18 protein-coding genes are annotated in these 20,378 nt (G+C 62.5%); 8 read left to right on the top strand and 10 right to left on the bottom strand.

Annotated elements, in window-relative coordinates; all coding sequences use genetic code 11:
• Positions 1–47: 47 nt before the first annotated feature.
• The 6 genes from BPRO_RS08715 to BPRO_RS08690 form a co-directional block, all read right to left on the bottom strand.
• The gene (locus BPRO_RS08715; protein ID WP_011482685.1) at positions 48–1,127 is read right to left on the bottom strand and encodes a TRAP transporter substrate-binding protein; all 1,080 of its coding nucleotides are present in this window, start codon (positions 1,125–1,127) and stop codon (positions 48–50) included.
• A gap of 248 nt (positions 1,128–1,375) precedes the next feature.
• Positions 1,376–2,455 (bottom strand): TRAP transporter substrate-binding protein, encoded by a 1,080-nt coding sequence (locus tag BPRO_RS08710; RefSeq protein WP_011482684.1) that lies wholly within the window; start codon positions 2,453–2,455, stop codon positions 1,376–1,378.
• 220 nt (positions 2,456–2,675) lie between these two features.
• Positions 2,676–3,755 (bottom strand): TRAP transporter substrate-binding protein, encoded by a 1,080-nt coding sequence (locus tag BPRO_RS08705; protein ID WP_011482683.1) that lies wholly within the window; start codon positions 3,753–3,755, stop codon positions 2,676–2,678.
• Positions 3,756–4,106: 351 nt separating this feature from the next.
• Positions 4,107–6,014 (bottom strand): 1-deoxy-D-xylulose-5-phosphate synthase, encoded by a 1,908-nt coding sequence (dxs, locus tag BPRO_RS08700; RefSeq protein WP_011482682.1) that lies wholly within the window; start codon positions 6,012–6,014, stop codon positions 4,107–4,109.
• Positions 6,015–6,052: 38 nt separating this feature from the next.
• Positions 6,053–6,973, bottom strand: a complete 921-nt coding sequence (locus BPRO_RS08695; protein ID WP_011482681.1) for a polyprenyl synthetase family protein — start codon at positions 6,971–6,973, stop codon at positions 6,053–6,055.
• Positions 6,974–7,058: 85 nt separating this feature from the next.
• Positions 7,059–7,340 carry an exodeoxyribonuclease VII small subunit gene (locus tag BPRO_RS08690; protein ID WP_011482680.1) on the bottom strand — a complete coding sequence of 94 codons (282 nt, stop codon included), beginning with the start codon at positions 7,338–7,340 and terminating at the stop codon, positions 7,059–7,061.
• 294 nt (positions 7,341–7,634) lie between these two features.
• On the opposite strand from BPRO_RS08690, the gene BPRO_RS08685 reads away from it, so the two are divergent.
• The 4 genes from BPRO_RS08685 to BPRO_RS27950 all read left to right on the top strand — a co-directional run bounded on the left by BPRO_RS08685 (position 7,635) and on the right by BPRO_RS27950 (position 13,364).
• On the top strand, positions 7,635–8,765 hold the full coding sequence (locus tag BPRO_RS08685; RefSeq protein WP_011482679.1) for an aromatic ring-hydroxylating oxygenase subunit alpha: 1,131 nt from the start codon (positions 7,635–7,637) through the stop codon (positions 8,763–8,765).
• A 100-nt stretch (positions 8,766–8,865) separates the two neighbouring features.
• On the top strand, positions 8,866–9,777 hold the full coding sequence (locus BPRO_RS08680) for a DMT family transporter (RefSeq protein WP_011482678.1): 912 nt from the start codon (positions 8,866–8,868) through the stop codon (positions 9,775–9,777).
• A 23-nt stretch (positions 9,778–9,800) separates the two neighbouring features.
• Complete coding sequence (locus BPRO_RS08675; protein ID WP_011482677.1) at positions 9,801–10,703, top strand: sulfurtransferase; 903 nt, start codon at positions 9,801–9,803, stop codon at positions 10,701–10,703.
• An 87-nt stretch (positions 10,704–10,790) separates the two neighbouring features.
• Positions 10,791–13,364, top strand: a complete 2,574-nt coding sequence (locus tag BPRO_RS27950; protein WP_011482676.1) for a PAS domain-containing sensor histidine kinase — start codon at positions 10,791–10,793, stop codon at positions 13,362–13,364.
• A 416-nt stretch (positions 13,365–13,780) separates the two neighbouring features.
• Here BPRO_RS27950 and BPRO_RS29525 read toward each other — a convergent pair whose 3' ends face one another.
• Positions 13,781–14,074: a hypothetical protein gene (locus BPRO_RS29525; protein ID WP_157045760.1), complete on the bottom strand. Its 294-nt coding sequence runs from the start codon at positions 14,072–14,074 to the stop codon at positions 13,781–13,783.
• Positions 14,075–14,488: 414 nt separating this feature from the next.
• Between BPRO_RS29525 and BPRO_RS08660 the strand changes: the two genes are divergently transcribed.
• A complete protein-coding gene (locus BPRO_RS08660; protein ID WP_011482674.1) occupies positions 14,489–14,869 on the top strand; it encodes a KGG domain-containing protein in 381 nt (126 codons plus the stop codon).
• 330 nt (positions 14,870–15,199) lie between these two features.
• Here the strand turns inward: BPRO_RS08660 and BPRO_RS29520 are convergent, their stop codons facing one another.
• The gene (locus BPRO_RS29520; protein WP_157045759.1) at positions 15,200–15,373 is read right to left on the bottom strand and encodes a hypothetical protein; all 174 of its coding nucleotides are present in this window, start codon (positions 15,371–15,373) and stop codon (positions 15,200–15,202) included.
• Positions 15,374–15,719: 346 nt separating this feature from the next.
• Between BPRO_RS29520 and BPRO_RS08655 the strand changes: the two genes are divergently transcribed.
• The 3 genes from BPRO_RS08655 (at position 15,720) to BPRO_RS08645 (ending at position 18,928) form a co-directional block, all read left to right on the top strand.
• Positions 15,720–16,796 carry a LacI family DNA-binding transcriptional regulator gene (locus BPRO_RS08655; RefSeq protein ID WP_011482673.1) on the top strand — a complete coding sequence of 359 codons (1,077 nt, stop codon included), beginning with the start codon at positions 15,720–15,722 and terminating at the stop codon, positions 16,794–16,796.
• A gap of 176 nt (positions 16,797–16,972) precedes the next feature.
• A complete protein-coding gene (locus tag BPRO_RS08650) occupies positions 16,973–17,917 on the top strand; it encodes a sugar kinase (RefSeq protein ID WP_011482672.1) in 945 nt (314 codons plus the stop codon).
• Between the two features lie 3 nt (positions 17,918–17,920).
• Positions 17,921–18,928, top strand: a complete 1,008-nt coding sequence (locus BPRO_RS08645; RefSeq protein ID WP_011482671.1) for a 2-hydroxyacid dehydrogenase — start codon at positions 17,921–17,923, stop codon at positions 18,926–18,928.
• Positions 18,929–19,087: 159 nt separating this feature from the next.
• Here BPRO_RS08645 and BPRO_RS08640 read toward each other — a convergent pair whose 3' ends face one another.
• Together BPRO_RS08640 and BPRO_RS08635 are read right to left on the bottom strand one after the other, a co-directional pair.
• Positions 19,088–19,438: a nucleotide pyrophosphohydrolase gene (locus BPRO_RS08640; protein WP_011482670.1), complete on the bottom strand. Its 351-nt coding sequence runs from the start codon at positions 19,436–19,438 to the stop codon at positions 19,088–19,090.
• Positions 19,439–19,522: 84 nt separating this feature from the next.
• Entirely contained in the window at positions 19,523–20,350 is an 828-nt protein-coding gene (locus BPRO_RS08635) for a ZIP family metal transporter (protein ID WP_011482669.1), read from the bottom strand.
• Between the last annotated feature and the right edge of the window lie 28 nt (positions 20,351–20,378).

Here is a 20,378-nt window from a genome sequence, read left to right as displayed (position 1 = left end):
GCCGCCCGAAGGCGGCCTTGACTTGCGGGAGGGCGAGCGGGAAAGCCTCAGAGCTTTTGCGCCTGCATGAAGCGGTCGAAGGTGCCTTCCGTGAAGCGGAACCACAGGTTCTGGTCAGCACGGAACTTGGACAGGTCGGCGTAAATCTTCTTGAAGCTCTCGTTCTTGGCCGAGGTTTCCTGGTAGATCGCCATGGAATGCTTGAACGCCTCGTTCATCATATCGGTCGGGAAGGGCCGCAACTTGGCGCCACTGGCGACCAGCTGTTTCAGCGCAAGCGGATTGCGGGCGTCGTACTTGGCCTGGATGTCAACGTGGGCCTGCGAGCACGCGGCCTCGACAATGCCCTTGTTTTCGGCCGACAGGCTGTCCCAGGCCTTCTGGTTGATGAAGAAATCCAGTTGCGCAGAGCCTTCCCAGAAACCGGGATAGTAGTAGAACGGGGCGACCTTCACAAAGCCTAGCTTCTGGTCATCGTAGGGGCCGACCCATTCGGCCGCGTCAATGGTGCCCTTTTCAAGCGAGGTGTAGATTTCACCGCCCGGAATGTTCTGCGGCACCACACCCATGCGCTCCATGACCTTGCCGGCGAAGCCGCCGATGCGGAACTTCAGGCCCTTCAGGTCCTTGACACTCTTGACCTCCTTGCGGAACCAGCCGCCCATCTGGGCGCCGGTATTGCCGCCGGGGAAATTGACGATGTTGTATTTGGCGTAGAACTCACGCATCAGCTTCAGGCCGTTGCCTTCGTACATCCAGGCTGTGAGCTGGCGGCTGTTCAGACCAAAGGGAATCGCGCAACCCAGCGTGAAGGTTTCGTCCTTGCCGAAAAAGTAATAAGGCGCGGTTTGGGCCATTTCCACCGAACCCTGCTGCACGCCATCCACCACGCCAAAAGCAGGCATCAGCTCGCCGGCGGCGTGGGTGGAGATTTCAAACTTGCCGCCGGACATGGTGCGCACGGCTTTGGCAAAGGTCTCGGCGCCGCCGAACAGCGTGTCCAGGGACTTCGGGAAGCTCGAAGCCAGGCGCCAGCGAATGGCGGCCTGCGCGTGCACCGCGGGTGCGGCGCCGGCTGCCAGCACACCGGCGATACCAGCGTTTTTGATGAGTGAGCGACGATCCATTTTGTACTCCTGGGGAATGTGTCAACTAACAATAAAACAGTTTTTTCTGCCTCATTTCCGCCTCACCCGATAGAAATCACGCGGATTCATGACCCGCTTTTTTCCAACTCCACGGATAGCGGGAAACCTATTTGAACATATCTTTTCCACGCGAAATGGTCGCCGCCCGCAGACAAATTTCCCATAAAAAAACCGCATCGAAATGCGGTTTTTTAAAAAGGGCCGGAGTCTCAGGCCGGAGTCTTCAATTACAGTTTTTGTTCCTGCATGAAGCGGTCAAACGTGCCCTCGGTGAAACGGAACCACAGGTGCTGCTCGGCACGGAACTTCGAAAAGTCAGCGTAGACCTTGCGCCAGTTCTCGTTCTTGGCCGACAACTCGCTGTACAGCGCCATGGACTCCTTGAAAGCGGCGTTCAGCACATCCTTGGGGAAGGGGCGCAACTTGGTACCAGCACCCACCAATTGCTTGAGCGCAACAGGGTTGCGGGCATCGTACTTGGCCTGCATGTCAGAGTGGGCCTGGGCTGCCGCTGCTTCCACAATCGCCTTGTTTTCCGGGGACAGTGCTTCAAATGCCTTGTTGTTGATGAAGAAGTCCAACTGGGGACCACCTTCCCACCAGCCTGGGTAGTAATAGTTGGGCGCCACCTTGTTGAAGCCCAGCTTCTGGTCATCGTACGGACCCACCCATTCGGCGGCGTCGATCGTTCCTTTTTCCAGCGCGGCATAAATCTCGCCTCCAGGAATGTTCTGGGGCACGCCGCCAATGCGCTCAAGCACTTTTCCGCCGAAGCCACCGATGCGCATTTTCATGCCCTTGATGTCCTTGAGCGACTTGATTTCCTTGCGGTACCAGCCACCCATCTGGGCGCCGGTATTGCCACCAGGGAAATTGATAATGTTGAATTTGGCGTAGAACTCGCGCATCAGCTTCATGCCGTTGCCCTCGTACATCCAGGCCGTCATCTGGCGGCTGTTCAGGCCGAAGGGAATGGCGCAGCCCAGCGCAAAGGTTTCGTCCTTGCCAAAGAAATAGTAAGGCGCTGTGTGGGCGCATTCAATGGAGCCCTGCTGTACGCCATCGACCACGCCAAAAGCCGGCATCAATTCGCCAGCGGCATGCACCGAGATTTCAAACTTGCCGCCCGACATGGCCTTGACCTGTTTGGCGAAGATGTCGGCTGCGCCAAAAATAGTGTCCAGCGCTTTGGGGAAGCTCGAAGCCAGCCGCCAGCGAATGGCAGCCTGCGCGTGCACTGCGGGCGCGACACCGGCTGCCAGCACACCGGCAATACCGGCATTTTTGATAAGGGAACGACGATCCATGAAGTCTCTCCTAGAACGTTATGTAATGTTTTGCTAGACCTTGATTCGCCAGAACCGCGCTCAGGAGGTCAAGACATTGCAAGACAACTTGTAACGATCAGGCGAAGCCTCGACATTTTGTCAGTTTAAAAATCATCGGACCCCGGTTTTTACCCGTAGACGCTCATAAAAAAACCGCAGCTTGCTGCGGTTTTTCGACGACTCAAAGCGCGACACTGTGCTACATCTTCTGGCCCTGCATGAAACGGTCAAACGTTGCTTCGGTGAAGCGGAACCACAGGTTCTGGTCGCCGCGGAACTTGGCGTAGTCCGCATACACCTTGCGCCAGTTCTCGTTCTTGGCGGACAGCTCTTCATAGAGCTTCATGGATTCCTTGAAGGCCGCGTTCATGACATCGCCCGGGAAGGGGCGGAGCTTGGCGCCAGCGCCCACGAGCTGCTTGAGGGCCGTCGGGTTCTTGGTGTCGTATTTGGCCTGCATGTCCACATGCGCTGCGGCACTGGCAACTTCCACAATGGCCTTGAACTCGGGCGTCAGCGCGTCATACGCTTTCTGGTTGATGTACAGGTCGAGCTGCAAGCCGCCCTCCCACCAGCCAGGGTAGTAGTAGTTCGGCGCCACCTTGTTGAAACCCAGCTTCTGGTCATCGTAGGGGCCGATCCATTCGGCTGCGTCGATGGTGCCTTTTTCCAGCGCCTGGTAAATCTCGCCGCCGGGAATGTTCTGCGGCACGCCGCCCAGGCGTTCAATGACTTTGCCGGCGAAACCTCCCACGCGGAACTTCAGACCCTTCATGTCGGCCAGCGACTTGATTTCCTTGCGGTACCAGCCACCCATCTGGGCACCGGTGTTGCCGCAAGGGAAGCTGATGATGTTGTACCTGGCATAAAACTCGCGCATCAGCTTCAGGCCGTTGCCCTCGAAAGTCCAGGCGCTCATCTGGCGGCTGTTCAGGCCAAAGGGAATCGCACCGCCAATGGCAAAGGTTTCATCCTTGCCGAAGAAGTAGTACGGCGCCGTATGGGCTGCCTCAATCGAGCCCTGCTGCACGCCATCGACCACACCGAAAGCAGGCATCAACTCACCGGCAGCGTGGACGGAAATCTCAAACTTGCCACCGGACACGGCTTTGACATGCCTGGCAAAAGTTTCCGCACCGCCGTAAATGGTGTCCAGCGACTTGGGGAAGCTGGAGGCGAGGCGCCAGCGAACCGCAGCCTGGGCGTGAACGGCAGGCGCGACGCCGGCGGCCAGAACACCCGCAATGCCTGCGTGCTTGATGAGGGAACGACGATCCATCAGGTTTAACTCCGAGTTGTGAATTGAAATCCGCACTGGCCAGATCGGCCAGCGCTGCAGTTTGCTAAGACCTCGGAAATTGTAAAAATGGGGCGCTCTGCATCCCCGCGGGTTTACCCTTGAAGACCTGACGGGAAGCTGTCGGCGTGGCCCCCTCGTTCGCTCGCTGCGCGTAGCTCTCTGCCCCCCGACGGGGGCCGCTGCGCCTGCGGCCCGGCGAAGCCGGTTCCGCGGCCCCGGCTGGAATGTAGAAACCTCGCGTTCGCCTTCTCCGCCGTTCACCCTGAGGTATCGAAGGGCATCCTGCGGAAAACTGGACGCTAGATTCAACCAGTGAAGAGATGTGAGAACTCAGGCGACCGACTTGAGTGCCGGCTTGGCAGGCTTGCCGGACTTTTCAGGCTGCAGCACAGACCCAAACCGCGCCATGACGGCGGCCTCAATACCGGCCGCGTCCAGGCCTTGCAGCGCCAGCAGCTTGGCGGGGTCGCCATGCTCGATGAATTCGTCCTTCAGGCCCAGCTGCAACAGCGGCTTGCCGAGGCCGGCGGCCTGCAGCGCTTCGCCCACGGCACTGCCGGCACCGCCCATGATGGCGCCCTCTTCCAGCGTGACCAGTGCCTCATGGCTGGCCGCCACCTTGAGCAGCAATTCGGTGTCCAGCGGTTTGGCCCATCGCATGTTGACCACGGTGACACCCAGCTTCTCGGCCGCCTGCAGAGCCGGGTACAGCAGCGTGCCAAACGCCAGGATCGCGACGCCTGAACCTTCGCGGCGAATCTCGCCCTTGCCAAAGGGCAGCGGCTGCAGGCCCGGCTCAGGCTCGACGCCGGCGCCCGCACCGCGCGGATAGCGCACGGCCACCGGATGGTTCTGCTCAAACGCCGAACTCAGCAGTTTGCGGCACTCGTTCTCATCGGCCGGGCAGGCCACGCTCATGTTGGGAATGCAGCGCAAAAACGGAATGTCGTAGGCGCCCGCATGCGTGGCGCCGTCGGCGCCGACCAGGCCGGCGCGGTCAAGCGCAAACACCACCGGCAGGTTTTGCAGCGCCACATCGTGAATCAGCTGGTCATAGCCGCGCTGCAAAAAGGTCGAGTAAATCGCCACCACGGGCTTGAGCCCTTCGCAGGCCATGCCGGCGGCAAAGGTGACCGCATGCTGCTCGGCAATGCCCACGTCGTGGTAGCGGCCCGGAAAGCGCTTGTGAAACTCGACCATGCCCGAGCCCTCCCGCATGGCGGGCGTAATGCCGACCAGGCGCTTGTCCTGCTCCGCCATGTCGCACAACCACTGGCCAAACACCTGGGTGAAGGTTCGCTTGGCAGGCGCGCTGGATTTTTGCAGACCCATGGCCGGGTCAAACTTGCCGGGGCCGTGGTAGGCCACCGGGTCGGCTTCGGCCAGCTTGTACCCCTGGCCTTTCTTGGTGACGACGTGCAGAAACTGCGGGCCCTTGAGGTGCTTGATGTTTTCCAGCGTGGGAATCAGGGACTCCAGATCATGGCCGTCAATCGGTCCGATGTAATTGAATCCGAAATTTTCAAACAGCGTGGCGGGCACCACCATGCCCTTGGCATGCGCCTCCAGGCGTTTGGCCAGTTCAAGCAGCGGCGGCGCCACCCTGAGCACCTGCTTGCCGACATTTTTAGCCGATGCATAAAAGCGGCCGCTCATCAATTGCGCCAGGTAGCGGTTCAGGGCCCCGACGGGCGGGCTGATGCTCATGTCGTTGTCGTTGAGCACCACCAGCAACTTGCAGTCGTCATGCACGCCCGCGTTGTTCAGAGCTTCAAAGGCCATGCCTGCGCTCATCGCGCCGTCACCGATGATGGCGACCGCATGGCGGTCTTCCCCCTGCTGGTGGGCCGCCAGCGCCATGCCCAGCGCGGCAGAAATCGAGGTCGAGGAATGCGCGGTGCCGAAGGTGTCGTACGGGCTTTCGTCCCGGCGCGGAAAACCCGACAAACCGCCGAACTGGCGCAGGCTGCCCATGCGATCGCGCCGCCCCGTGAGGATTTTGTGCGGATAGGTCTGGTGGCCCACATCCCAGACCAGCCGATCCTCGGGCGTGTTGAAAACATAGTGCAGCGCCACCGTCAGTTCCACCGTGCCAAGGTTGGAGCTCAGATGCCCGCCAGTCTTGGAAACGCTGTCGAGCACGAAGGCTCGCAACTCGTCAGCCAGGGCCTTGAGCTGGGCGCGGGGCAGCCTGCGCAGGTCTGCGGGGCTGTTGATGGTTTCGAGCAATGGGTACATCGTGGTGTGTCTGTTATGGCGAGGCCGGTCCCCGGCTCCTAGTGGTGGCGATTGACCAGCATGTCGGCCAACGCATGCAAGGCATGGGTGTTGCCAAGCCCGCTGGCGTCAAGACTGGCCAGTGCCTTGCCCAGCAGTTGCTGCGCGTAGTCTTTGGATGCTTGCAGTCCCATCAGCGATACAAACGTGGGCTTGTCCTGGGCCGCGTCCTTGCCGGCTGTTTTACCCAGCGTGGCCGAATCCGCGGTGACATCCAGGATGTCATCCACCACCTGGAATGCGAGGCCGACCGCCGCGCCGTACTCGCGCAGGGCGTGCTGGGCGGCCGGCGGCGCGGCGCCGCAGGCCGTGCCCATCATCACGCTGGCCTGCAGCAATGCGCCGGTTTTGAGGCGGTGCATTTCATGCAGTTGCCCGGACGTCAGGGGCAGGCCCACACTGGCCAGGTCTATCGCCTGGCCGCCGGCCATGCCCTGAAAGCCCGCGGCCTGCGCCAGCATGCGGCACAGGCGTGCCTGCGTGGCGGCATCCACCGAGCCATCGTCGGGTGTGAGGAATTCAAAGGCCAGGGCTTGCAGGGCGTCACCCGCAAGCAGCGCCTGCGCCTCGCCGAACTTGACGTGCACCGTCGGTTTGCCACGGCGCAGCACGTCGTTGTCCATGCACGGCATGTCATCATGCACCAGCGAGTACGCGTGAATCAGCTCCACCGCGCAGGCCGAGCGCAGCGCGGCCTCTGCGTTGCCGTTCACGGCTTCGCAGGCCGCCATCACCAGCAGCGGGCGCAGGCGCTTGCCGCCGTCGAGCACGGCATAACGCATGGCATCGCCCAGGCCCGCGGGTGCGGGCGCATCGGTCGGGCAAGCGACCCAACGGGACAAGGCCTGCTCGATAGTCTCAAGCTGCTGGGCGCTCCAGGCGCTCAACGTGAACAAAGGCAGTTTTTCAGGGGCGTTCAAGCTATGGTCTCTATGACTTGTATCTGTATCTGATGACTTGTATTCAGGGATGACCCTGCGAATTACGCTTACTCTTGTCCTTACCCTACTCTTGCACCCAGGGCTTGAGCTCCGTGCCCTCCAGGACCTTGATCTGGGTTTCCACCGCCTCAAGCTTGTCGCGGCAGAACTTCAGCAACTGCGCCCCGCGTTGGTAGCCCGTGAGCAATTGGTCCAGCGGCAACTGGCCCGACTCGAGACCAGCCACCAGCCCCTCAAGCTCCTGCAGGGCAGCCTCATAGCTGGCAGGTAATGGAGGAGCCGATGATGTGGTGGCCGCAGAAGCGGCAGCAGGGGAAGGGGAAGAGGAAGAGGAGCTTTTGGCCATGGCAATTGGGTGAAGGTCTGATTTTAGGCCGTTACAGGTCCGTTTTAGGCTCCCCGGCCGGTTCTCCAGAGGCACAGCACTATTATCCGATGACGATCCAGTGACCGGTCCGCAATATCCCTCCCGAATCACCCGCGGGGTACAATTGATAACAGTTCTCGATAACAGCGCTTGATAACCTCGCCTTGGGCGCAGTGCATCCCTCCAGCCTTGTTCCCCCCGTTGACGGTTGCCCAGCCTGCCGATTTACCTGCCTCCCAAGCCCGCCTGCTGCGGCATGTCCACCAAAACTGCATGTCTGATCTAAGCCTTCGCCTGCTGCAGGCCACCAGCCAGCTTCCCATCTCCAGCTACTTTGATACCGGCCTGTACCAGCGGGAGCAGCAAAAACTGTTTGCCCGCGGGCCGCGCTACCTGGGCCATGAGCTCGCGGTGCCCAACCTCGGCGACTTTTATGCGCTGCCACACGAAGGTGAAGGCCGCGCGCTGGTGCGCAACAGGTCGGGCATTGAACTGATTTCCAATGTCTGCAGACATCGCCAGTCGACCATGCTGCAGGGCCGCGGCTCTTTGGGCAACGGGGCTGACAGCAATATCGTGTGCCCGCTGCACCGCTGGACTTACAACACCTCGGGCGAGCTGATCGGTGCGCCGCACTTTGAGATTGACCCCTGCCTGAACCTCAACCGCTACAAAACGACCACCTGGAACGGCCTGGTATTCGAAGACAACGGCCGCGATATCGCCGGCGAGATGTCGCAACTGGCCACCCGGGCCGACCTGGATTTTGTCGGCTACCAGCTGGACAAGGTCCACCTGCACGAATGCAACTACAACTGGAAGACCTTTATTGAGGTCTACCTTGAGGACTACCACGTGGGGCCTTTCCATCCCGGGCTGGGCGGATTTGTCACCACGGAAGATCTGCGCTGGGAACTGAAACCCAATTACTCGGTGCAAACCGTGGGCGTGTCCGACAAACTGGGCAAGCCCGGCACAGACATCTACAAAAAATGGCATGACGTGGTGCTGCAATACCGCCAGGGCGTAGCCCCCAAATACGGCGCGATCTGGCTCACCTACTATCCGCATGTGATGGTCGAGTGGTACCCGCATGCCCTGGTGGTCAGCACGCTGCACCCGCAGGGGCCGGACAAGACACTCAACGTGGTTGAATTTTTCTACCCCGAGGAAATCTGCGCCTTCGAGCGCGAGTTCATCGAAGCGCAGCAGGCCGCCTACATGGAAACCTGCGTGGAGGACGACGAAATCGCACTGCGCATGGACGCCGGCCGCAAGGCGCTGATGCAGCGCGGCGACAACGAGTTCGGCCCCTACCAGAGCCCCATGGAAGACGGCATGCAGCACTTTCACGAGTGGTACCGCCGCGAAATGGGCGCCAGCAAAACCACGCAGATGATCTGAGGGCATGCCCCTCGCTATGCATTTGATGGCTGCCAACCCGGACCCGTACCGGGTTACGGCCTTTTTTTACGCCTGAAAAATCTGCGGACGACCACACACGATGCAAGCCGTCTGGATGATCGCCTCCTCGTTCCTGTTTGCCACGATGGGGGTTTGCGTCAAGTACGCCTCCCAACACTTCAACAGCGCCGAGCTGGTGTTTTACCGCGGCGTGCTGGGCATTTTCTTCATGGCCGCCTATGCCCGCGCTACCGGCACCTCCCTGCGCACCAGCGTGCCCGCCATGCATGCGTGGCGAAGCGTCGTCGGCGTGGTGGCACTGTCGGCCTGGTTTTATGCGATTGCACACCTGCCGCTGGCCACCGCGATGACGCTCAACTACATGAGCAGCGTCTGGATTGCCGCATTTTTGGTGGGCGGCTCGCTCATGCTCGGTCGCCCCAACAAGCGGGGAACCAGCCAGGGCCCGCTGGTACTGGCGATTCTGGCCAGCTTCGCCGGCGTGGTCATGCTGCTGCGCCCCGCCATGGACCAGAACCAGACCTTTGCCGGCATTATTGGGCTGCTGTCCGGGCTGGGCGCTGCATTTGCCTACATGCAGGTCATGGCAATTTCGCGCATGGGTGAACCCGAAACGCGGACAGTGTTCTACTTTGCCGTAGGTACCGCCGTGGCCGGCGCCCTGGGCATGCTGGTCATGGGAATTTCGCCCTGGCACTGGCAACATGCGCTCTGGCTGCCGCCGCTGGGGATTCTGGCTTCTCTCGGCCAACTGGCCATGACCAAGGCGTATTCGATGTCTTCCACCTCCGATGGCCATGGCGGAACCCTGATGGTCGCCAACCTGCAGTACTCTGGCATTGTGTTTGCGGCGCTCTACAGCCTGATCCTGTTTGGTGACAATATTCCCCTGATGGGTTGGGCCGGCATGGCGCTCATTATTGTCAGCGCGATTGTTGCCACCGTGCTGCGGGCGAATGCGGCGCCCAACGCCCCCGCTGAAGAGCATTGACCTGCAAGTGAAGGAGCATTGAGATGGACTACACCACCCTGATTTCCGTGGAGCAGCTACAGGGGCTGATGGCCCGGAGCCAACGCCTGCGCGTGTTTGACTGCAGCTTTGACCTGATGCAGCCGCACGCTGGAGAACAGCAATACCTGGAGGCGCACATTCCCGGCGCCGTGTACGCCGACCTGGACAGGGCCCTGACCGCCAGGCACGGGGTGCCGGGCGCCCATGGCGTGATCACGGCCACCGGCGCCGACGCCCCCGCTTCAGGCGGGCGCCATCCGCTGCCCAATCGCGAAAAATTTGCCACCTGGCTGTCCAGCGTCGGCTTGGCCAATGACATGCAGGCCGTCGTCTACGACCGCAACGGCGCCAACTACTGCGGCCGCCTGTGGTGGATGCTCAAATGGGCCGGCCACGACAAGGTGGCGGTACTCAACGGCGGGCTGCAGGCCTGGCAGGCAGCAGGGGGCGCCGTCAACAGCGGCGAAGAACCTGCGCACTTTGCGGCCAGTTTTCTGCTCTCCCCTGCCCGCGCCACGCTCGTCGATGCGCAAACGGTGGCCGAACAGCTCGGACGCTCCGGCCAGACCCTGATAGATGCCCGTGCCGCACCCCGTTTCAGGGGTGAGGTGGAGCCACTGGACCCGGTGGCCGGCCACATTCCCGGCGCGCTGAACCGGCCTTTCAGCCAGAACCTCGGCGCCGACGGAAAATTCAAACCGGCAGCGCAACTGAAGGCCGAATTTGAAGCCCTGCTGGGCCAGCGCGACCCGGCCACCGTCGTGCACCACTGCGGCAGCGGTGTCAGCGCGGTGCCCAACCTGATCGCGATGGAAATTGCGGGCTTGGGTCGCACCGGCCTGTATGCCGGCAGCTGGAGCGACTGGTGCAGCGACCCGGACCGGCCAGTGGCACAGGGAGCCTGAGGGGGCCTGGAAGCGCCGGATGAGTATTTGAAATGTTCAGCCAACCGCGATCGCGGTGCTTTAGCATCGGGTTGAACCGAACATCGCATGCCAAACACCTCTCTGCCTGAATCCGCCTACCTGCCGGCCAGAGATCTGCTGGAAAAGCGTTACATACGCGGACTGCGGTCTGTACTGCTGATGCTGCTGCTGGGCCTGCCGCTGGTCCTGGGTCTGTCGGTGGTGCAACACAGCGCAGGCGCGCAGATCGCCATTGTGGCGGTGGCTCTCGTGCTGACCGGCCTGGCCTACTGGCTGCTGCACCGCGGCCACTACCCATTGGCCAGCCAACTGGTGGTTTTCTCCCTGATCGCCTGCTCGGTGGCGGGCATTCTTGCCTACGGATCGGTACGCAATGCCCTGGTGCTGGGTTTTGCCGGCGCCGTGGTGACAGCCGGCATGACGCTGGGTAAAAGAACACTGATCCTGTCCGTGGCACTCAGCGCGGCAGCTCTTGCGGCACTGACATGGGCCGAGGCGTCCGGGTTGCTGGTCAAGCCCGATTTCGGGGTCGGCCTGCGGTTCTGGCTGATCCTCGTGCTGCTATTGACAGGCATCGCCGTCAGTGTCTACACCAGCCGCCAGGTGGTGTTGCAGGCGCTGCGCGAGCAGCATACCGAGCTGAAGCGGCGCGAACAGGCCGAATATGAACTGCTGCTGAGCGAAACCCGGTTCAGCCGGATATTCCGCAGCAGCCCGGCTGCGATCGTCGTGCAGGCCATGAATGACATGACGGTGCTGGACGTCAACCCGGCCTTCGAACGCCTGTATGGCTACTCCCGTGGCGAATTCATCGGCAGCACCGACGCCGCGCTCTGGGATGACCCCAAGGCACGCAAAGCCTTCCTGCGCCAGATGGAAGCGACCGACCGCGTGATCAACCTCCCGCTGGATGGACGCAGAAAAGACGGCCAGCTGATCAACGTCCTGCTGTCGTCCGAGATCGAGGGAAGGGGCCCGGAACGCATCGTGGTGTCCACCATCACCGACGCCACCGCCGAAACCCAGGCCCGGCAGGCGGCGCGCCAGTCGGCGGAGCTGTTTTCCAAGGCCTTCGACTTCAGCCCCATCAACATGACCATCACCCGGGTCTCCGACGGAAAATTTCTGGCCGTCAATTCCGCCGAAGACCTGGTGCAGGGTTTTACAGCCTCGGAGCTGATCGGGCGCACCTCGGTGGACGCCGGCGTCTGGCGCGATGAAGAGGAGCGCAAGAAGTTCATGGAGGAACTGCGCGCGCAGGGGCAGGTTCAAAGCCACGACCGGCAGATGCGCCACAAGGATGGCACCCTGATCGACTGCCGGATGTGGGCGGTGATTGTCGAGATCGCGGGCGAGCCCTGCGTACTCAGCTCGACCATCAACATCACCGAACAGAAGCGGCGCGAGGCTCTGCTGATTGATGTGGCAAGAAGCCTGTCGACTGAAACCGGCGAAGCCTTCTTCCGCTCCGTGGTACAGCATGTAGCCAAGGCCATGGAGGCCGACCTGGTGATGGTGGGCGAAACGGCTGACGACCAGAGCGTTACCTCGCTGGCCATGGTCCAGGACGGCCTGCTGCAGCCCAACATACGTTATGAACTGGCCGGCACACCCTGCGACATGGTCATCGGACACAGCGATCTCTGTGTCTATGGCGACGGTGTGCAACAGCTGTTTCCGCAAGACGGGTTCCTGGTAGACGGCGGCTACCGGGCCTATGCCGGCGTGGCGCTGCGTGATGCGGACGGCACCCCTATCGGCATCGTCAACGCCCTCTGGCGCAAGCCCCAGCCCCTGTCGCCGGATCGGGACGCACTGTTGCAGATTTTTGCCAGCCGCATCACGGCCGAGCTGATGCGGCTGCGCCGCGACCGCGAAATCGCCCGCCTCAATGAAACGCTGGAGCAGCGTGTCAGCGAACGCACCGACCAGCTCAGGGCGACCAACGCCGAACTCGAGTCTTTCGGCTATTCGGTATCGCACGACCTGCAGTCGCCGCTGCGCAGCATTGAAGGCTTCAGCGTGCTGCTGGCGCGCCGGCTCAGGGGGCGGCTCAGCCATGAGGAGCAGCGTCTGTTTGATCGGGTCAAGGCCAACGTCGTGCGCATGCACGAGCTGATCAACGACCTGCTGGCGCTCGCCCGGGTCAGCAAAGGCAAGCTGCTGCTTGAGCAGGTCAACCTCAGTGCGCTGGCGCAGCAGGTCATCGCGCAGGAGCGGCAGCGCGAGCCGCAGCGCCAGGTGCGGGTGACCGTCCAGCCCGGCATCAGCGCCCACTGCGACAGCAAGTTCGCCCGCATCATTCTGGAAAACCTGATCGGCAATGCCTGGAAATACTCACGCGCACAAGCCGATGCGCAGATCGAATTTGGCGCCTTGCCGACCCGCGAAGGCGGCCGCAAGATGCTGTTTGTGCGCGACAACGGCGCCGGCTTCAACATGGCCTACTCGGCCAGCCTGTTCAAGCCCTTTCACCGGCTGCACCATGAGCACGAGTTCGAAGGCAGCGGCATCGGCCTGGCCACCGTGCACCGCATTCTTGAACGGCACGGCGGCGTGATACGCGCCGAGTCGACCGAAGGTGCTGGCGCCTGCTTTTACTTCTCGTTCGATCCGCGCTTCGGGCCGGGTGCCGGTTAAATCGACCTCAAGCCCAACAACAACGGACGCAAGCAGCTTCTATTGATGTTGACCCAACCCATGGCACCTTCCGTTTCGGGCTCAGCTACCAGGCCAGGACCCGCTCGTCCTGAGGTACCCGTTGAGGCCTCAGGACAAACGGACGGGAAAAGTCAATCTGCCCAGCCGAAAAGCCTTCAGCCCCCCGCCGTCTCGAATCTGGAGGCAGCACCCGACTCCAGAGCAAGTAAGGCATGACCATGAACTTAGAACCAAAGTACCAGCAACTGCAGCCACTGGTGCAGCAACCCGGACCGGCCGGTGGCGCAGGGCTGAAACCCGTCAGTACCTGCGTAAAAACGCCATGGCGTTCACAGGGCCATGGCGTTTTTTTGACAAATTCCTCATCCTTCCCTGCGGGAAGATTCAGCGGCGGTTCAGTTGCGGGCGCCGCTGGCTGCCGCTGCCGGCGGTGTCGCGCCTGATCCCGTCGTATCGGTTCCCATGGGGGTGCTGCCCGAGATGGCGCCGGCACCGGTGGAGCCCGCAGACCCGGCAGAACCGCTGGTGGAACCGGTGGAGCCGGGAGTGGTGGAAGGACTCGTCATGGGCTCCGGTGAGGGTGTTGCTTTCGTGGCGTCGTCCACTTTCTTGCCGCAAGCGCCCAACGCCAGCAAGGCAGACAAGGCCAGCGCCGTCGCGGCAGCGGATTTCAATTTGGATGCGTGCATGTAGATGTTTCCTTTTTTAAACGGGGATTGGCCGGGTGTCCAGCCAGATTTCAATGTAGCCATACCGCACGTTTTCCCCATGAGACACAGCCTTGCCCGCCTGTAGGGATTCTTCGCCTGCTGCCAAAGTGGCTTGCGCCCCGCGTCGCTATGCTGTATCGCGCTGCGGCCGGGCCTGACCGGGCTGGAGGCCGATAACAATGCAAATTTGCCACACCAGCCATCGAGATGCGCGTCGAATTTCGTCTTCCGTCTGTCCTACATCGCCAGCCCGGCAGGGCTGACAGAAAGGCGCCCTCTGCCTCCCTAAATTGAAGGTGTGGCGGGCAATGGTGCCCGCCACTTCCACCGGCAACGCGACGGAGCAATCCATCAGTCGCAGCGTTGTTTCAATCCTGAAGGAGACTTTTTCAAATGGCTTCCAGCAATCAAGGGAATCAAGGCAATCAGGGTAAGCAGAACCAGATGGGTAACCGGGGCGACAACCCGGGCAGCGGCAAGTCCGAGCGCGGTTTCGCCTCCATGGACCCGCAACGCCAGCGGGAAATCGCCAGCGAAGGCGGCAAGGCTGCGCACCAGAGCGGCAAGGCCCATCAGTTCACCTCCAGGGAAGCCAGCGAGGCGGGCCGCAAAGGAGGCCAGGCCAGCAGAGGCGGTAACCGGAGCGCAAACCGGGGGAGCAGCCAGGGCGACAACCAAGGCACTGGCCAAGGGCAAGGGGACGACCAGCGAGGTAACCAGGCCAGCAGCAGCCCGGATGATCACCAAGGCGGCGACCGGGGCAGCCGCAACTAAGCAGCCCTGCTACACGACCTGACAGCGGGGCAAATGTCGCCCCGTTATAAATGTCGTCCCGCTATAAATGGCGCCCCGTTATTTTGCCCCGAAAACTTGAAGAGAACCGCCAGACAGGCCTGAGGTTATGACCTGGTCTTGCCTTCCAGGGTCGACCTTCACAGACGGGGCCACCGGGCAGACGCGCGACATGGGGCTGGGAAATATAACGAACGCGGAACGACCGCGGGTCCAGCCTGCAGAGCCCGCTCACTTCAGCGCATTCAATTGAGAGCCTTCAATTGAGGGCATCGGCGATGACGCCGGTGCAGGCCGGCCCAGCGCGCCGTATCAACTCGCGTGGGTGGCCAGTTTGATTCGCCAATGCGGGTTGTCCTTGCGGGGCTCGGAACTGGGCCCGGAGCCCTTGCTGCTCCGTGAACCGTTATCGGGCCGGTCGGAAACGACTTCCCTGCACGGACCGGTTTCCGGCTTGGGGCCGCTTGTCTCGATGCCTTTTTTCATGGAAGTCTCCTTGGCTCCACCGGAATTCGCTGTACGTGATTGATTCGCGCCAGGTGGTCGATGTCCTCAATTTACGGACTCGGCTGGACGCGCCACCTCAGCTTTTTCAGAGAACCGAGTAGGAAAAAACCTACATTCGCGGCAGCCCACTACCCATCATCAGTGACCCGGTGACCCGATGACCATGGTCAAGGCCAATCCCGATAATCCGCAGCCCGCCGGCCCAGGCCGGGCGCCGCCGCTGACCGCATCGCTCGTCAGATCGCAGGCCCACTCGATCGCCTTGAATGAATCGACTGGTGCTACCATTCGCTGAAACTGGTTTCAAAACCCCAGCACCCAACCCATGCCCGGCAAGAAAATTCTGCCTCCTCTTTCCGCCACCCAGCCTTCGGCACGCGCCACGATTGCCGATGTCGCGCGCGAAGCCGGCGTCTCCAAAGCCACGGTGTCACGATTTCTGAACCACCGCGAACGGCTGCTCACGCCGGACATTGCGGCCCGCGTTGAAGTCGCCATTGCCGCGCTGAACTTCAGCCCCAGCCCCATGGCCCAGGCGCTGAAGCGGGGCCGTTCCCGCCTGATCGGCCTGGTGGTGGCCGATGTCAGCAACCCGTTTTCCGTCGCCGTGTTGCGGGGCGCCGAGAAGGCCTGCCGGGAGGCCGGTTACCTGCTCATGCTGTTCAACCTCGGCAATGACAGCCAGCGCGAGAGCGAAGCCATCGAGGCCCTGACCGCCTACCAGGTGGAAGGGCTGATTCTGAACACGCTGGGGCGCGATGCCGGCGCCGCCGCCGAAGCCGCGCGCCACGGCAAGCCGGTGGTGCTGGTGGACCGGCGCCACCAGGACATGCAGGCCGACTTCGTGTCGCTCGACAACGCCGGCGCCGTGCGGCTGGGCGCCCGACACCTGGTGGAGGCGGGCTACCGCGAGCTGCTTTTTGTCTCGGAGCCGCTGAAGGATGTGAGCTCACGCATGGAGCGCGAAAGCGCGTTTCGCAACTTTATCGGCGAGTCTGCGGCGGATACGCCAGGGCTGGCAGGCCACACGTTTGAAAGCGCGGCAGACGACACGCAAGGGCTGGACCAGGCCCTGCGTGACTTGCGCCAGCGCGCCGGTGACCGCCTGCCCGGCGTGGTCTCCAGCAACGCCGTGGTGACCCTGCGGGTGGTGGCGGCCATGGCGCGGCTGGGCTGGCGCTTTGGCTCCGAGGTGGGCCTGGTGGGTTTTGACGAGACCGAGTGGTCGCCTTATGTGGGCCCAGGCCTGAGCACCATCGCCCAGCCGACCGACGAACTGGGCCAGCTGGCTGCCGGCTGCCTGATTGAGCGCCTCAAAGGCCTGGACCTGCCGCCGCGCCAGATTTTGCTGTCCGGCCGGCTGGTGCCGCGCGGCTCGTCGGTGCCAGACCGGACTGCTTAGCCGCCAGATTGACGGGAAGAATGCCCGGGAACCCTGGAGATTCCCGGTTGCGGCGCAAGTCACGCTTCTTTTATAATTCACTGAAACCGATTTCACAATCAAGCCCATCTGGCCGCGGCTTTAAGCCTTCAAAGCCGCGGCCCCACGCTTTCATCCAACAGCAGGAGAGCCCCCTCATGACCAGTGCGCTGGACGTTATTACTTTTGGCGAAGCCATGATGCTGCTGGTTGCCGACCGGCCAGGCCCGCTCGAGCATGCCGAGGCCTTTCACAAGCGCACCGCCGGCGCGGAGACCAATGTGGCCATCGGCCTGGCGCGCCTGGGCCTGAAGGTCGGCTGGGCCAGCCGCCTGGGCACAGACTCCATGGGCCGTTACTTGCTGGCCGCCATGGCCGCCGAAGGCATCGACTGCTCGCACGTGGTCTGCGATGCGACGCAAAAAACCGGCTTCCAGTTCAAGGGCAAGGTCACTGACGGCAGCGACCCGCCGGTGGAATACCACCGCAAGGGCTCGGCCGCCAGCCACATGGGCGTTGCCGACATTGACGAAGCCTGGCTGCTGTCGGCCCGGCACCTGCACGCCACCGGCGTGTTTCCGGCCATCTCGGCCACCACCCTGCCCGCCGCCCGCAAGACCATGGACCTGATGCGCGCCGCCGGCCGCAGCGTGTCGTTCGACCCCAACCTGCGCCCCACGCTGTGGGCCACGCCCGAACTGATGCGCGACGCCATCAACGACCTGGCCACGCGCGCCGACTGGGTGCTGCCCGGCATGGAAGAAGGCCGCTTCCTGACCGGCGAAACCACGCCCGAAGGCGTCGCCCGCTTTTACCGCCAGCTCGGTGCGAAGCTGGTCGTGGTCAAGCTCGGTGCAGAAGGGGCTTACTTTGACGGCGAAGCCGGCAGCGGCCGTGTGGCGGGTTTTCCGGTGGCCGAAGTGGTGGACACCGTGGGCGCGGGTGACGGCTTCGCGGTGGGCGTGATCAGCGCGCTGCTCGACGGCCTGGGCGTGCCCGAGGCCGTGAAGCGCGGCGCCTGGATCGGCGCGCGCGCGGTGCAGGTGCTGGGCGACAGCGAAGGCCTGCCGACGCGCGCCGAACTCAACGCCGCAAAGCTTTAAATCATGGGCGCGCCAGCTTCACCACCCGTTCGCAAGAAGATCCTGGTCTTCCGCGAGCTGCCGCCCGACCAGCTGGCGCGCCTGCAGGCAATGCACGAGGTCACCGTGGCCAACCCCCGCCTGCCCGGACAGCTGGCCGCATTCCACGCCGCCCTGGCCAGCGCGGACGGCATGATCGGCTCGAGCTACGCCATCACTGCCTCCCTGCTGGCGAGCGCGCCGCAGCTCAAGGTGATTTCCAGCGTCTCCGTCGGCGTTGACAACTACGACCTGCCCGCCCTGGCTGCGCGCGGCATCATGCTGTGCCACACGCCCGGCGTGCTGACTGAAACCACGGCCGATACCATTTTTTCATTGATCATGGCCTCCAGCCGCCGCCTGGTGGAACTGGCCAGCCATGTGCGCGAAGGCCGCTGGACACGCAACATCGGTGAAGACCTGTTTGGCTGGGACGTGCACGGCAAGACGCTGGGCATCCTCGGATTCGGCCGCATCGGCCAGGCCGTGGCACGGCGTGCCGCGCTGGGCTTCAACATGCCCGTGCTGTACCACAGCCGCCGGCCGGTCGACGTCGCCCATGAGCTGCCCGAACTCGCCGGCAAGGCCACGCACACACCCTTCGATGAATTGCTGCAACGCGCAGACATCGTCGCCGCCGTGCTGCCCTTGTCGAAAGAAACCCGCGGCCTGATGGGTGCGCGCGAATTTGATTTGATGAAACCCGGCGCCATCTTCGTCAACGGTGCGCGCGGCGCCATCGTGCAGGAAGACGCCCTGCTCAATGCGCTGGACCATGGCACGCTGCGCGCCGCCGGTCTCGATGTATTTGCTACCGAGCCGCTGCCAATGGACTCACCGCTGCGCACCCATCCCAAGGTGACCGCCCTGCCGCACATCGGCTCGGCCACGTTCGAGACGAGGCATGCGATGGCGGTGCTGGCGACGAGCAACCTGCTGCAGGCTCTGGCGGGGGAGCGGCCGGGGGCGGTGTTCGCCACCGGGACTTCATAGCAGAACCAGTATCAAGTCATCATTGATGGGCCGGCCCTGCCTGCAGCCAAACCTCCGCCCAACACGCCGGCCAGGAAAGCCTGAGAAAAATCAGTGCCTGCATCAGTGCCTGCTTTTGTAGCAGCTACCCATTGATACGAAGCTGCTACTCCCTGCCGTTTACAGCTCGGTGTACTTTTTGCTGGTTCCGCGCGACCTGTCTACCGGATACTTGGCTGCATTCAGTGTCAGCTTGCGCCTGGCCGCCTCGACCAGATCAATGTTCAACTGGTCAGACAGGCGCAACAGATACAGCAATACATCCGCCATCTCTTCCCCCACGGCAACGCGCTTGTCGGCCGGGAGGTCCCGGCTCTGAGCTTCCGTCAGCCACTGGAAATGTTCCAGAAGCTCGGCAGCCTCCACCGTCAAGGCCGAAGCAAGATTTTTGGGTGAATGGAATTGATCCCAATCGCGCTGGCTGGAAAACTCCCGGAGAGAGTTGATCAATGCCTGCAAATCCTTACTCATACATCTCCTGACATCTACTGACATCTCCTGCTGGCAGGGCTGATGCGCCCGGCCGCGAATTAATCGATCAATCACGCCTGCCCATCAATGCCAGTGCGCCAGCCCGCTGATCAGCGTCACCATACCGATGCCAATGACCAGCCAGGCAATTTGCGCGGCGGTTTCCTTCGCCGTCACGCGCTTTTGCAGCTGGGGAATCAGGTCGGCCAGCGCCACATAAATAAAGCTGCTGGAGGCGGCAATCAAAAAGAAAGGCAGGTAGTCGTACAGCTTGTCGACCAGCGCATAGCCGATCATGCCGCCCAGCGCGGTGACGGCGCCGGCCAGTGACACTTTGACCACAGCCGCACGGCGGTTGTTGTTGGAGCTTTGGCGCAGCACCACCAGGTCGCCCATGTGGTGGGGCACTTCATGCACCAGCACCGCCAGCGCGGCAACGGCGCCCAGGCGCAGGTCGGCCATGAAGGCCGATGCAATCAGGATGCCGTCGCCGAAGGCGTGCACGCTGTCGCCCGCCAGCACAGCCCAGCCGCCGGACTTCTTGCCGTCAGCGGGGTGATGATGATCATGCCGGTGATGGTGATGCGCGTGCGCATCGTGAACGGGTTGGGCAGGCTCATGGTGTTCGCCGTCATGGTGTTCATGGCCGTGGTGCCACAGCTCGGCCTTGTCGAGCAGGAAGAAGAACACCAGCCCGACCAGCAGGGTGGCAAACAGCTCCTTGGCGCCGGCCTGGCTCTCAAACGCTTCGGGCAACAGGTGCATGAAGGCGGTGGCCAGCAACGCCCCGGCCGCCAGACTGAGCATGTGCTGGGTGTAGCGGGCCAGCACACCAAAACTGAGCAAGGCCGCCAGCCACACGCTGCCGATACCGGCGGCCAGCGTTCCCACCAAAATTGCTACCAAAATCATAGCCAATAACGCCCGTTTTTATTGGGCC

Origin of the sequence: Polaromonas sp. JS666, assembly GCF_000013865.1 — a bacterium.
Lineage (GTDB): Bacteria > Pseudomonadota > Gammaproteobacteria > Burkholderiales > Burkholderiaceae_C > Polaromonas.
Note: the sequence above shows the minus strand (reverse complement) of the source record. Positions and strands in the feature narration are given on the sequence as shown.